This window comes from Cohnella herbarum, from assembly GCF_012849095.1.
GTDB lineage: Bacteria > Bacillota > Bacilli > Paenibacillales > Paenibacillaceae > Cohnella > Cohnella herbarum.
The window spans coordinates 7600887-7615178 of record NZ_CP051680.1 but is presented as its reverse complement, the minus strand read 5'-3'; the positions used below and the strand labels follow the sequence as shown (position 1 = coordinate 7615178).

The window sequence follows — 14292 nt, the reverse complement described above, 5'->3', positions numbered from 1 at the left end:
AATCCATGATTCCATTGTCCGCAGCATCCCGAACTGTGTCATTGCTCTTGGAGGTATGGGCCGCTGTCTGAGACTTAGGTTATCATGGATGGTTACTTGCGCAGACTCACAGAATCAACTAAACGAGTGCAAAAATTATACCTTTCATTTTCCTTACGGCTTACCCGAAGTCATTTCAGGTGACCGATTTTCGGTATATTGGCTCGGGCTGATGCCGAAAAATTTCTTGAACACCTTGCTGAAATATTTCGGATCCTCGTAACCGACGATCTCCGATATTTCCTGCTGTCTCAAAGAAGTCGTCTCCAGCAAATGTTTCGCTTCCTCCATCCTGATTCTCGTAATATAGTTGTTGAAGCTTTCTCCGGTGTAGGTTTTGAAAATTCTGCTGAAATAAATCGGATTGATATGATACTTCTCGGACACCATGTTCAACGTTAAATCCGAGCTGCAGAACTCTTTAATATAAGCTTGGACGCGATATACGATTTCTTTGCCCGTAGCGTCTTGTCCCCCGATCAGATGTTGGCAAGCGCTCTCCATGTACAGATACAGCCAATCCACCATCTGATCCATATGACTGAATCCCGTTACGATATCCGTGATATCCGCAACCGAACCCGCAACCGCGTAATCGGAATGAACGGCGGCTTCTTCTTGGGAGAACTGTTTGATCATAAAATAAACCTCGAAAAACAGCTCGTGAACATGGGTGTGGTTGGTAATCTGTTTCTTGCGGACGACGTTCGTAAACAAATAATCGATGTGCTCTTTGGCCTTATCCCACTTCTTTTCCTTCAGAAATCGCGTCAGAAGTTTCGTCTCCGCGTTGAAATTCGGTTTATCGCTCTTAACCGGGATTCGCGAATAGTCGATCGCTTTGCCCGTTCCGAGCAATAGCCTTTCCTTCACGGCGTATACCGCTTCGCGGTAAGAAGCTTTGATCGCATGCGCCTGATCGTAAGCCTCGCCGATTCCGATCGTAACCCGGATGCCGAGCCTCTTCTCCAGCTTTTCCGCGAATGGGGTTAACGCTCGTACGATTTTGTCTTTGCCGTTCGCGGGATCGGGATGGAGCAGCAGGATGAATTCATGATCGGGCCGAATGTTCTTGATGACGTAGCCGTCTCCCAGATGATCCAAGTGCTCGCTGCATGCCGTTTCTATCTCGTGATAGAGGACGATATTGCGGATTCTCTCGGGATCGTCCGCGGATGAATCCAATGCTTCCGTCTTGATCACTCCGATGAGGAAACGATTCGCTTCAAGCTCCTGCTTCCACTCTTGCACGACGTCGGCCGGAACGTGCTTGGAGCTCTTGTCCGATAGCCAATGAAGCAAGGATTCCTCCTTGATCTTAAGCTTCTCCCTTTTCTCCCGTTCCTTCAGCCATGCAGGCTCGGAAGCTAGTATTTCTTCTTTGACGGCAAGGAGGGACGCCCTCATCTCCGCTTCTTTCAAAGGCTTGAGCAAATATTCCGATATCCCGTATTTCATCGCCGTACGCGCGTATTCGAACTCGCTGTAGCCGCTTATGATAATGAATTTAACGTTGTCGTTGATTTCCGTCGCTTTCCGGATCAGGTTCAACCCGTCCATGACGGGCATCGTAATATCCGTAATGACCAGATCGATATCCCCCCTCTCGATCAACTCCAGCGCCTCGGCTCCGTCGCTCGCTTCCGCGGCGACCTGCATGCCGAGCTCTTCCCAATCGACCTTCATTTTAATCCCGCTGCGTATGGGCGCTTCATCGTCCACGATCATCACGTTTAATAGCATAGTAAGAAAACCCCTCTCTCTTTAACGGATGTTAGGCAATATTATCGAACTGTGCAATGACTTGTGATAAACTTAATAGCATATCTTCTTCCGAGTAGCCACCGCCACTAGATATGAGGAGTTGTTACCCATGAGATACAGTGCTAATGGAGCACCAATTTCCTGCCCCTGCTGCCGGAATGATACTTTTAAGCTTGATTACAAAAAGTTAAACACTACCGGGATGTCATTGTTTGGACTTGATTGGGCGAATAAAGATGCAGCCATCCTGATCTGTGAAAGGTGTACTCATATCTCATGGTTTATGTCGAAACCTGATTCTGAAGGTTAGTCCCCTTCTCCCCTAAGAGTTAGGATCGTCCCGTCAAAGCTCTCTTAGATGAGAGCTTTTTTATTGCGCAAAATGCGATCTTTACGACAAATCATCGTTCATCGTTTTGCTCTGCCTCTCGCACGATAGGAATCGTGATCGTCACCTTCGTCCCTAATCCCTCCGAGCTTACGATCGTTAACCCGAACGCTTCTCCGTAGAAGCTCTTAATTCGGTGACAAACGTTCGCGAGCCCGATGTGCGAGCCCCCGTCGGTTTTGCTGCGAAGACGGTTTGACGATGTTTCCAACCTTTCGATTAACGCCGTCAGCTCCTCTTCCGTCATCCCGGAACCGTTATCTTCCACCGCGATCGATAGATTGTCCCCGCTTGGCAGAATGATGACTTTGATCGTACCGGCTTTGCGGATGCCGTGTATGACGGAGTTTTCCACGATGGGTTGAAGCAATAGCTTCACGATCTTGCATTCGCGGACGTTCGGGTCGATGATAAATTGCCAACGCAAATCTTCTCCGTACCTGGTCTTCTGAATATGCAAGTAGCGCTGCAATTGACCGACTTCTTCCTCGATCGTGGCCACGTCGTTGCCGTTCGTGCTGTATCGGAATATATCCGCTAGCATTTGAGTGATGGCGCTAATCTCTTTCTCCTGCTTCACCGTCGCGATGCTGTCGATAACGGATAACGTATTGTACAGAAAGTGGGGATTGATCTGCGATTGCAGCGCCTTGATTTCGGCGTCTTTCTGCAAAATCTCCGCCTCGTAGACTCTATCGATCAACTGGTTGATCCGTTTGAGCATCCGATTGAAGCTATTGCCGAGCACTCCGATCTCATTGTTGCTCTTCAGATTGACGAATACTTTCAGATCTCCGCCTTCGACCTTGCCCATCGCCGCGACGAGTCTTTGCACCGGTCTCGAGATGCTGATGGAGATTAACAAGGAGATCAGAATCGCCAATAAGAACAGGACAACGTCCAGTTGGATAGCGAACTTCCCTACGGAGACGATCCTTTCCATCAGATACGAATACGGGATTGCGCTGACGACATACCATCCGGTCGCAGTCGACTTGGCGTACGTGATCATGAATTTCTGCCCGTCCAAATCCGAGGAGAATATACGGTTGTCGCCTTCGCCGGAATGGACGATCTGCGGGACGAACGAATATTCCGCCGGTTTCGTCAGCTTCTTCTTGCTCAGATGGGAGACGACCTTGCCTTCCTTGTCCATAATAAAAACGAACCCGTTAGGACCTAGATCGATGTAGGAGAACGTATCCGCTAGCGCGAACTCTTTCGTTCCCAGCACGAGAGTTCCCATCACCATGCCGCTGGAAGGATCGTAGATTTTGCGCGTGAGCGTCGTTAAATACTCGTACAGCATCGAGGGACTTTGATTGCGAATCGTTCCCCTCCAATATACCGGTTCGGGTCTGCTCATCGCCTGCGTATATTCATTCGACAACTTGTAATCGGCGGACACCATCGTTTCTCCCGACGTTATCGCCAAATCCTTTTCCGCCATCAGAACCTGCGCTCCCACGATCTCGCGCTTCGAGCTTAGGATTTGACCTAGCTTCATCTTCAGTTTGGCGGCCGACTTAGCTTCCGTAGCGACGTCGTCATTCTCGGATATTTCCTTGATGAGCTGCTGAATATCGACCGCGGACACCATTTGGAGGCTAATATCCTCGATTCCCGTAAGCAAAGCGTCTAGCCGCCCAGCCGACTGAACCATGATCTGCTCCGAATAAAGTCCGGTTTTCTCTTCAATGGCTTTATAAGCGTTGTTGTATAGAACATATCCGATCAAGATCGCCGGAATGACGGTCAGAATCAGGAAAAAGACGAAAAGCTTCCACTGCAATCGCCCGAAGAACGAGCGGGACATGCGGTTCCAATGACCGAACACGGTTTTCCTCCTCTTTCTCATGCAGCATGTAGCAGGATATTCTCTCACTTTTGCCGCTATATGGCACTCTATCCAACCAATTAGTCCGCACTCAGCGGCTTGCATCGCGCTTTTTCTCGAAATCTAACCAACGGCTTGTAGCACACTTTCGCTCCGCCACCCGATTTTCGGCCGATCAACGGTGCTCAGAACCGCTATTTCGCTCCGCCACCCGATTTCCGGTCAATCAACGGTGCTCAGACACGCTATTTCGCTCCGCCACCCGATTTCCGGCCGATCAACGGTGCTCAGACACGCTATTTCGCTCCACCACCCGATTTCCGGTCAATCAACGGTGCTCAGACCCGCTATTTTGCTCCGCCACCCGATTTCCGGTCAATCAACGGTGCTCAGACCCGTTATTTCGCTCCGCCACCCGATTTTCGGCTGATCAACGGTGCTCAGACCCGCTATTTCGCTCCACCACCCGATTTCCGGTCAATCAACGGTGCTCAGAACCGCTATTTCGCTCCGCCACCCGATTTTCGGCCGATCAACGGTGCTCAGACCCGCTATTTCGTTCCGCCACCCGATTTTCGGGTAGCGTCAAGTAGTCTGTGTAGTAGGTTTTTCCATCGGGACGATGGATAGAAAAAATCAATTTGTTTAAGGTCGTGTGACTTGAGGCGCGTAGCTCAAGCGAAGGCGCGGGAGCTACAGCTTTAAGTCTTTTGTCTTGAATATTTCTCAGTGTACATCTTCTCAAATGCTGCTTTGGTGTCCGGGTCTACAAAGCCTCGAATTGCTCTTCCGCACCATTTCTCATTGTAGTCTAGGGATTGGAGGTAGATGATTTTCTCTGCTGCTTCAATGTTAGTTAGACTATTCATTGGCTTCAGGCGCTTGCGTAACTCTTTGTTCGTCCGTTCAATGGGGTTCGAAGTGTAAATCGCAGGTCGTGTGAGTGCTGGGAACTTGTAGAAGGTCAGTAATGTCGGGAGTTGTTCCTCCCACGACTTCACTTCCTTCGGATATTGCTTGCTCCATTTGGCTTTGAACCCATCGAAGACCGCCAAAGCTACATCGCCATCAAATGCCGTGTATACACCCTTCAAATCTTCGAGAAACTCGGTTTTATCGTTGACTCGAATTTTTGGAAAGGTACTTCTCACTTTATGGACGATACAATGCTGCACATCGGCCTGAGGATACACTGCTCGAAAAGCTTCCTCAAGTCCAGGTAGCCCGTCAAAAACGCCAACTAGCACTTCGGTTGCTCCGCGGTTCTTTAAGTCAATTAAGACCTCTTTCCAAACGTTAGAACTCTCTTGGCCACCGACGTAAAATCCTAGAATTTGACGTATCCCTTTCTCGTCGATACCCATGACCAAGTAAACAGCCTCGCTACTGACTGTATTACGTTTGAGCTTAACATAGAGCCCGTCCAAATAGATAACGGAGTAGCGTTTCTCTAACGGGCGCTTCTGCCACTGTTCGATGTCTTCCATAACCGTCTGTGTAATGTTACTGATGGTGGTCGGAGAGTACTGAGTACCGAACATGCTCTCGATGAACTTGGCAACTTCGCGTGTGCTCATTCCGCCTTTGTACATATGAATGATGGCCTCTTCCAACCAGCCTTCCCTACGTTGGTAGGGTTGGAACAAACGCGTTTGAAAAGTGCCTTTACGGTCGCGAGGAACTTGGAGTTCGTTTATGGTTCCGTAACGGGTTTGGAACGTACGCTTGTAGTGACCATTACGACTGTTTCGCTGATCCTGTTGCTCGTTAAGCATGTAGTTCTTAATTTCTTCACGCATGAGCAGTTCTAGCTTCTCCTGCAACAGCTTTTTTACAGCATTTTCAAGTAGATTGTCGTACGCATTTTCGGATATAGTAGTCATCGAGTAGGGCTCCTTCTTGGTGATGTCGTAATCCCGAGGATACCCTACTTTTTTGTTGCCTGTTAAGGCTCCAAATGTTGGTACACAGACTACTTTACATCATCGATTTTCGGCCGATCAACGGTGCTCAGAACCGCTATTTCGCTCGTCCTTCAACCGTTTCATTAGATGCAGCTCGCACACCAATGAATGCGCTTCCATTAGCATTCGGGTGAAGAACCATTCAGTATAGCAAGGATAAAGCAGCCCGTATTCGGAAAGCAAGCCTTGTTTTTTAGAACAAAGGATTGCCGATATATACGTTCTATTGTTAAGATGATCTTATCAACGCCTCTTGCCACGGAGCAGCGTTCCTGCCACCGGCCCTGAGGTTTAACGAGGGACAGCGATGAACCGATACGAAGCCGAATTCAGCAATCTTGTCAAAGCCTACCGGAAACGGCACATGGGCAAAGGGCCTAGCCGGATCGTCACGACGTTCTGCAAAAACTGGGCAATCTGCGAGATGGAAGGCAACCTGTCTTCAGTCGAGAAATTCATGGTTTCCGCGCAAGACGGGAAAAGCATGGTTCGCGATGCACGTACTTTGTGGGTAAAAGAAATTTACCGTAAACACCCGCCCGTTGAAATGGAAGCGCTGTTAGGCGCGAAATTTCTCGATCTGTATCTCGATATCGACGTGGACAAAGACTTCGGAATGTCGATCTTCGTGTTCGACTCGGATTTGCAAAGCAAGTTCGGCTCCGCCTAGGCGCTCTAAAATAAGAGTGCAAGCAATTTGTCAGCCGGAGAATGGCACAAAACTACGCTTATGGCATAATTGGATTGGAACCCGGCAGCGCACCTGCAAGGGACTAACCGCAAGACTTGAACTCTTCTACGCGAAGACTCATAGACTTGGCGGTTTTTTTATTTTTCGATGCGAATGTAAACGGAGGAATCCACATGGGAACAACGAAACATTCCGGCAGAATCAAGCTGCCCGGACGGCCCGATTCGAAGTTATGGGTAAGCAAAGTGCCGTTCGGACTCGGCAAGATCAAGCCGAAACATATTCGCGATACGATGAAAGTGATGTGGACCAATCGAGATAATCTGCCTTATGCTTATCGGATTTTGACGCAGGGAGTGTGCGACGGATGCGCGCTCGGCGTCTCCGGTTTGTACGACCAGACGCTGACGGGGCCGCATCTGTGCACGACGAGGTTGAACGTGTTGCGGCTGAACACGATGCCCGCGATCAAATCGGAAGTGCTGCATTCGGATATTGACGAACTGCGCAAGATGGACAGCACCCGGCTTCGGGATCTAGGACGGATACCCTATCCTATGGTTCGGGGCAAAGGAGATTGTTCGTTCCGGCGAGCGACTTGGGATGAGGCGCTTGACCGAATCGCGTCGAAAATCCGGGGCATCGATCCGAAGCAGCTCGCTTTCTATCTTACTGCCCGAGGCATTACGAACGAATCTTATTACGCCGCGGCGAAAGCGGCCCGTTATATCGGAACGAACAATATCGATAACGCATCGCGAATTTGCCACTCCCCTTCCAAGACCGCGCTTAAACGCTCGCTCGGAATCGGCGCTTCGAGTTGCAATTACAAGGATTGGATCGGTACCGACGTTCTTGTGTTCTGGGGCAGCGTAGCCGCCAACAATCAGCCGGTGTCCACGAAATACATGTACGCGGCCAAACGCAAAGGGACGAAAATCATCGTCATCAATCCTTACCGCGAACCCGCGATGGAAGGCTATTGGATTCCTTCCATTCCGGAATCCGCTCTGTTCGGGACTAAACTCGCCGACGACTTCTACCAGGTCAATATCGGCGGGGACATCGCCTTCATGAACGGAATTATGAAGGCATGGTTTGAAATGGAGGCCGTCGCGCCAGGTTCCGCGATCGACCATGATTTCGTTAACGCGCACGCCGTAGGGTACGAGTATCTGCAAGCGCATGTAGGCCGTCAGGACTGGGAGACGTTGGAACGTTCCTCCGGCTTGTCCCGCGATCGCATCGAGGAGTTCGCCCGGTTGCTTGCAAGCTCGCGGTCCGGGGTGTTCGTCTGGAGCATGGGACTTACGCAACATCGCTTCGGAACGGACAACATTTCGCAAGTCGCGAATTTGGCGTTGCTTCGAGGCTTCCTAGGACGCGAACACTGCGGGGTCATGCCGATCCGCGGACATAGCGGAGTTCAGGGCTCCGGCGAGATGGGGGCCGATCCGTTCAGCTTGCCGGGCGGAGAGTTTTACGGCAAAGACATCGAGCGGATCGAACAATTATGGGGGTTCGAGCTTCCGAAATGGCAAGGGGATATCGTCGGCGTATCGCTTGAGAACGCCTTGCTTCCCGACGATCACGAGCGCAAGCTGAAACTGTTCTACACGTCGGGCGGTAATTTTCTGGAGACGATGCCTGAGCCGGAATTCGTTCGAAGCTGCTTGGAAAACGTCGAACTCCGCGTCCATCAAGACATTGTGTTAAACACTTCGACATTGGCAGATGCCCTGGAAGAGGTTTGGGTACTTCCCGCCATGACGCGCTATGAACAGCCGGGCGGCGGAACATCCACTTCCACGGAACGAATGGTTTACTTCTCCCCGGAGATCGCCGGCCCGCGAATCGGCGAAGCGAGACCGGAGTGGGCCATCTATGCCGAGCTGGCCGCCCGTGTTAAACCGGAGAATAGCCAAGCGATCGCGTTCAACAACACGGCGCATATCCGGGAGGAAATTGCCAAGGCTTCTCCTAATTACGACGGCATTCAACATCTCTCCAAGCAGGGAGACGTATTTCAATGGGGCGGCGCATGGCTGTGCGAGGAAGGAGTTTGTCCGACGAAGGACGGCAAAGGCCGTTTGCTCCCGATCGAGCTTCCCGAGCTCCGCAAGCCGGAAGGCCAGTTCTACGCGACGACCCGCCGCGGCAAGCAATTTAATTCGATGGTGTACGGCGAGACCGACCCATTCAACGGGGCAGAACGTTACGACGTGCTGATCGAATCGGGAGACGCCGGAAAGCTGGGCATCCGCGAGGGCGATGCCGTTGTCGCCTACAATCGCTATGGCGTTTTCCACGGAAGGGCGAAATTCGAAGATATTGCCGCGGGTAACATCGAGCTTTATTGGCCGGAAGGAAACGTGGTGTTGCCTAAAGGCGTGTATGAACCTCATGCGGGCATACCGGAATATAACGCTGCCGTCGTCGTGGAGAAAGCGGAAACTTACCATGCGTTGAAGGATACCCGTTATGTCGAGAAGCGCATCGAGGAGTTGGAGCTTGATCTGCCGGGGTGAGAAAAGGAGGCGTATCCTATGGAACATCAGCTTAACGTAAAATGGCGAACGATCAAATTCAGCGGCGAGCAATCCGTTGATACGGACGAGGACATCGCGGCCGAATTCCCGCTAACGATCCGGCTAGACGGGGAAGAATTCGCTACGATCGTATGCTCTCCTAGCGATCTGACCGATCTCGTCGTCGGATTCTTGGCTTCCGAGGGCGTTATCCGCACGATGGACGACATCAAACGGATGTCGCTCGACGAGGATCGCGGATTCGCGTACGTCGACTTGCATCGCCCGCAATCGACCGCGAAGGAGCTCCATTCCAAGCGGATCATCGGCTCCTGTTGCGGCAAGAGCCGCCAGTTCTACTACCACAACGACGCCCGGACGGCCAAGACGATCGTCGGAGGAGCATCGATTGCGGCGGAGCGGTGCTTCGAGTTGATGGGGCGGATGCAAGCCGGCTCCGCCTGCTTCCATCAAACGGGCGGCGTCCATAACGCGGCGCTCTTCGACGAGGAGGGCGACATGGTCGTCCGCACGGACATCGGCAGGCATAACGCGCTCGACAAGTTGTTCGGCCATTGCCTCCGCCACCGCGTTCCGGCGAAAAGCCGCATCATCGCCTTCAGCGGACGGCTCTCCTCCGAAGTCGTGCTGAAAGCCGCCAAGATCGGCTGCCCGATCCTGCTCTCCAAATCGGCTCCGACCGATCTCGCGCTCCGTCTGGGCGTCGACCTCGGCCTCACCTGCGTCGGCTTCATCCGCGCGAATTCGATGAACGTCTACACGCACCCCGAGCGGATTATTCGCCAATAGGAGGAGCGACGAGTCGGTTCGTGTCCGCCGGTTGGAAGGCGTTCTCTTCCGCGAATTCGTTGAAGGATACGATGATGACCGTTTGCCAAATCCCCTGCCGGCAAAAGCGCGACAGGGGATTTCGGACTTCCGATATCACATTGGTTCTTCAATAATCACGCAAAGCTATCGTTGCCGTAGTGATCGGCTAAGCGACTTTCCGATCCCACATATAGACGACTGCGGCAAGCACGCAGCCGACCAGCGACAGCAACGCTCCCGTCCATGGAAGCATGCCGAGACCCGAATTCGTGATCACCATCCCGCCCAAGAAGGCTCCCCCCGCGTTGCCGAAATTAAGCGCGGAGTGATTGGACGTGGAAGCCAGCGCCGGCGCGTCCTTAGCTAACGTCATGATTCGGACTTGTAATCCCGGCAATACGGCGAACGCGGCGATTCCCCAGATGAAGATCGTGATGACGGCGGCGATGGGAAGCTCGTCGACCAATGCCAGTATCGCCAGAATCGCGGCCAATGACGCGAATCCGGCGATTAGCGTAGGCATCAGCTTCCAATCCGCGAGTTTTCCGCCGAGGATGTTGCCGACCGTTACCCCGATTCCGAACAACACCAACACCCAAGTCACGCTATATTCCGCAATGCCCGTCACCTCTTGGAGCAACGGCGCGATGTACGTAAATACCGTAAACAGACTGCTGCATCCGATCGCCCCGGTAAGCAGAACGAGCAACAGCTTCGGTTGAAGCAAGGCGCGAATTTGCCTGATCGCGCTGGAACTCTCTTGCTGGCGAATATCGGGAATTAAAGCGATGATTCCGATCAACGTAACGATTCCCATCAGGACGACGGAACCGAACGAAGCTCTCCAGCCCATATGCTGTCCGATGAACGTTCCGAAGGGCACGCCGATAATATTCGCTACCGTTAGTCCCGCCATCATGACCGAGACGGCGGCCGCCCTTCTATTGGGAGCGACCAGGTTCGCGGCGAGAATCGAGCCAACCCCGAAGAACGTGCCATGAGCGAGGGCGGTGAACAGTCTTGCCCCCATTAAGATGGCATAGTTCGGAGCGATCGCGGCAATCCCGTTGCCGATAATAAAGAGGATCATCAACAAGCAGAGCAGCTTCTTCTGCGGGATCCGATGCGTGGCCACGGCCAAGATCGGCGCTCCGATCGCAACGCTTAGCGCGTATCCCGTAATCAGTTGCCCCGCTTGCGGTATCGTGACGTTCAGATCCGAAGCGACGTTAGGCAACAACCCCATGATGACGAATTCGGTCATGCCGATCGCGAACGCTCCAGCGGTTAACGAGAACAACGCTAACGGGAATCGATCCGCCGCCTTGCCTCCGACGGCCATACTTCCAGTATTCAATTCGTTCTAACCTTCCTTCTGACTGACTAGTGAGCACTTGCGTTCGAACATCCGAAAGCTTTCATGCTTTACTAGAATAAGGGCAAACCGGAAGATGTACAATCATTCCCGTAGAAAAAACCTAATCCGCATAGTAGAATGCCTAACGGATAACCTTTGGCTTTAACTTCTCATCGCAATCGTGTTGCCCGAAGAGTATCTGCGCAACCCGATACGAAATAGCAACGCCGCGGCTATCGTAAGTCCGGCCGCCACTGCCGTAGCCCCCGCCACGAAGGCCGGATCGAAATCCTTCAACAGCCCGATGGGCAAATAGCTGATGAACCCGGCCGGCACGAGCGAGAAGAGCGCCAGCTTAGCGAGCCCTCGAAAGATATCGGAAGGATACGTCGTTAACGCGATGAAGCTGTTGAACAACTGCTGCGTAAACCCCTCGGCGTGGCCGATATAGAAAGCCGAGCAGCCTGCAATCACCATCACGGCGATAAACAGCAATCCGCTGATCAGAAGGCCGAGCGCGAATAGCAGAATGCCCCGCAAAGACGTATCCCCGGCGATAAGAAATACCGTAATTCCGAATAGGAAATCCCCGGCCGCCGTTACTGAGCTTCGGCTGGCAAGCACGCTGAGCAGCACCGGTTTCGGCTGCGACAAATACACGTCCAGCTGCCCCGTAGCGACGATTCCCGCGATTCTAGAAAAGTTGCCGAACAGCATCGCGGCCCAACCGAATCCACCCGCGCTTAATGCCCATAGCATCATGACGTCCTCCATCTCCCAGCCTTGCACGACCGGGAAACGTTCGAAGAACAGACTCCAGAAAAATAACCAAATAAAATTGTTGACGAACATCATTCCCGCCAGCAAGAAGAAGCTTAACCGATACTCCATCGCCGACGCCAGATTCACTTTCCAGCAAGTTAACGCGAACCGCACGTTCGCTCCGATTTTAGCCGCCGTTTGCATGTAGCTTCGTCACCCCTCTCCGATACAGCCAAGCTACCGCGAACCCAAGACCGATTATCCAGGCAACCTGGATTCCGAGTTGTTGCGCGAGCAGCGTTGGATCATAATGCACGGCCATCCGCGCGGGAAAATATAACGCCGCCTGAAACGGAAGCCAAGCGCATATCCGCTGCAGCCATTCCGGCATCAGATCAATCGGCAGCAGCATGCCGCCGATCGTGAATTGCAGCTTCTGCAGCACGAAATACAGACCGCTCGTCTCTTCCACCCAGAACGCGCACAGCCCGACCAACATGAGCAGCAAGAACGTAATCGTCAATGCCCCCGCGCTTAGCGCCAATAGTCCAAACCAGCCAAAGCCGAATGTCGGAGCGCCGACGAACGTCCAAGCAATGGAGCTGCCGACCAGCAGATGGACGAAGAAACGAAGCAAGGCTTCGGAGAAATAGACCGAGAAATGGTAAGCGACATAGGACTGCGGGCGAATTAATCGAATCGCGACGTCGCCGTTCTTGACCTCCTCCTCGATCCGCGAACACAACGGAGGCGCCGCCAGCGTTAATGCCTCCGTGAATACCAAATACCAAATCATATGCTTCAGGGTAAAGCCGGCAATCTCCTTCGTATAATTCCCATCGTAAGCCGCGGACCATAATTGTATGAAAACATAGAGAATAAACAACAAGAAAAAACAACGAAGCAGAAAATCGGTTTTGTACGCGAACTGGTGTCGGAACGTAATTCTGCCGACCGCCGACGTTTTACGCCAGCTTGACGTCCAGCGGCTACTCTCTCCGCTCATCCCGCCCCCTCCTTCTCCGCGCGCATGCCGTAAATATGCTTGATGATTTCCTCGAGCGGCGGATCTTCGACGTTCACGTCGGTGAAGCTGACGCGGCCGATCAGTTCGCCCATTACCCGTTCGATGTTCGTTTGTTTTAAATCCACGGTCAAGCGGTACTTGCCGCCTTCCTCTTGCAACCATTGCCCGCCCCAGATCGCGGGCAGATCTTCATAATCGATCACGTTCGGCAATGTCAGAGTGACGTTCTTGCGGCTCAGCACTTCCCGCTTCATCTTATCGACGGGCTCATCGATCAGAACGCCCCCATGATGAATGACGACGGCCCGCGAGCACAGCGTCTCTACGTCTCCGGCATCATGCGAGGTAAGGAACACGGTCGTTCCTTCCTTGCGGTTCCGTTCGCGGATCAATTCCCGTATGCGCTGCTTGACGACGGCATCCAAGCCGATCGTCGGTTCATCCATGAACAACAGCTTGGGACGGTGCAACATCGATGCCGCGATCTCGCAACGCATCCGTTCTCCCAGCGACAGCTTGCGCACCGGCGTGTGCAAATAAGGTCCAAGCTCGAAGCGTTCGATCAAGTCATCCCGTCTCTTCGTGTAATCGTCCCGCTTCAGCTCGTAGATCCGTCCGATTAACTCGAACGTATCCACGGGCGGCAGATGGTACCAGAGCTGGGATTTCTGCCCGAACACGGTACCGATGCGATAGGCCAGCCGCTCTCTTTCTTTCCACGGCGTAAACCCTAATACGTCGGCTTCACCGGACGTCGGGTGAAGAATGCCGGTCAGCATCTTGATCGTCGTAGATTTGCCCGCTCCGTTCGGGCCTAGAAACGCGACCGTCTCCCCTTCGTGAACGTTCAGATCGATCCCGCGAACCGCTTCCTTCGTCTCCCATCGGGGGTTCCACAGCGATCGAAAGCTTCCGGTCAGCCCCGTTTCCTTCCTCTTCACGCGAAAAGTTTTCCCCAATCCTCTTGTCTGCAACGCCAACATGCCGATCCTCCCCCTTTTCTCCCTCTGCCACGGTAAAGCAAAAAAGACCATCAGCCCGATCCGCCACAGAGTAGCGGAACTTGCCGAAGGTCTTTTATCCCTCTCGGTGTAAATGCGGCCA

10 protein-coding genes are annotated in these 14292 nt (G+C 52.7%); 3 read left to right on the top strand and 7 right to left on the bottom strand.

Going from position 1 to position 14292, the window contains the following annotated elements:
- Positions 1-153 precede the first annotated feature (153 nt).
- From HH215_RS31990 to HH215_RS31980, 3 genes are all read right to left on the bottom strand, one after another.
- Positions 154-1782, bottom strand: coding sequence for a response regulator (locus HH215_RS31990; protein WP_169283590.1), 1629 nt, complete (start codon positions 1780-1782; stop codon positions 154-156).
- 422 nt (positions 1783-2204) lie between these two features.
- Positions 2205-4028: a cache domain-containing sensor histidine kinase gene (locus tag HH215_RS31985; RefSeq protein WP_169283589.1), complete on the bottom strand. Its 1824-nt coding sequence runs from the start codon at positions 4026-4028 to the stop codon at positions 2205-2207.
- Positions 4029-4729: 701 nt separating this feature from the next.
- A complete protein-coding gene (locus HH215_RS31980) occupies positions 4730-5911 on the bottom strand; it encodes an IS256 family transposase (protein WP_169278200.1) in 1182 nt (393 codons plus the stop codon).
- Positions 5912-6299: 388 nt separating this feature from the next.
- On the opposite strand from HH215_RS31980, the gene HH215_RS31975 reads away from it, so the two are divergent.
- The 3 genes from HH215_RS31975 (at position 6300) to fdhD (ending at position 10021) form a co-directional block, all read left to right on the top strand.
- A complete protein-coding gene (locus HH215_RS31975; RefSeq protein WP_169283588.1) occupies positions 6300-6662 on the top strand; it encodes a Na-translocating system protein MpsC family protein in 363 nt (120 codons plus the stop codon).
- A gap of 194 nt (positions 6663-6856) precedes the next feature.
- Positions 6857-9211 (top strand): FdhF/YdeP family oxidoreductase, encoded by a 2355-nt coding sequence (locus HH215_RS31970; RefSeq protein WP_169283587.1) that lies wholly within the window; start codon positions 6857-6859, stop codon positions 9209-9211.
- Between the two features lie 18 nt (positions 9212-9229).
- Positions 9230-10021, top strand: a complete 792-nt coding sequence (gene fdhD / locus HH215_RS31965) for a formate dehydrogenase accessory sulfurtransferase FdhD (protein WP_169283586.1) — start codon at positions 9230-9232, stop codon at positions 10019-10021.
- A 187-nt stretch (positions 10022-10208) separates the two neighbouring features.
- Here fdhD and HH215_RS31960 read toward each other — a convergent pair whose 3' ends face one another.
- The 4 genes from HH215_RS31960 to HH215_RS31945 all read right to left on the bottom strand — a co-directional run bounded on the left by HH215_RS31960 (position 10209) and on the right by HH215_RS31945 (position 14171).
- Positions 10209-11384 carry an MFS transporter gene (locus HH215_RS31960; RefSeq protein WP_169284675.1) on the bottom strand — a complete coding sequence of 392 codons (1176 nt, stop codon included), beginning with the start codon at positions 11382-11384 and terminating at the stop codon, positions 10209-10211.
- 177 nt (positions 11385-11561) lie between these two features.
- Positions 11562-12365, bottom strand: coding sequence for an ABC transporter permease (locus HH215_RS31955; protein WP_169283585.1), 804 nt, complete (start codon positions 12363-12365; stop codon positions 11562-11564).
- Complete coding sequence (locus HH215_RS31950) at positions 12349-13167, bottom strand: ABC transporter permease (protein ID WP_169283584.1); 819 nt, start codon at positions 13165-13167, stop codon at positions 12349-12351. Before HH215_RS31950 ends, HH215_RS31955 begins: the two co-directional genes overlap by 17 nt.
- Entirely contained in the window at positions 13164-14171 is a 1008-nt protein-coding gene (locus tag HH215_RS31945) for an ABC transporter ATP-binding protein (protein WP_169283583.1), read from the bottom strand. Before HH215_RS31945 ends, HH215_RS31950 begins: the two co-directional genes overlap by 4 nt.
- Positions 14172-14292 lie beyond the last annotated feature (121 nt).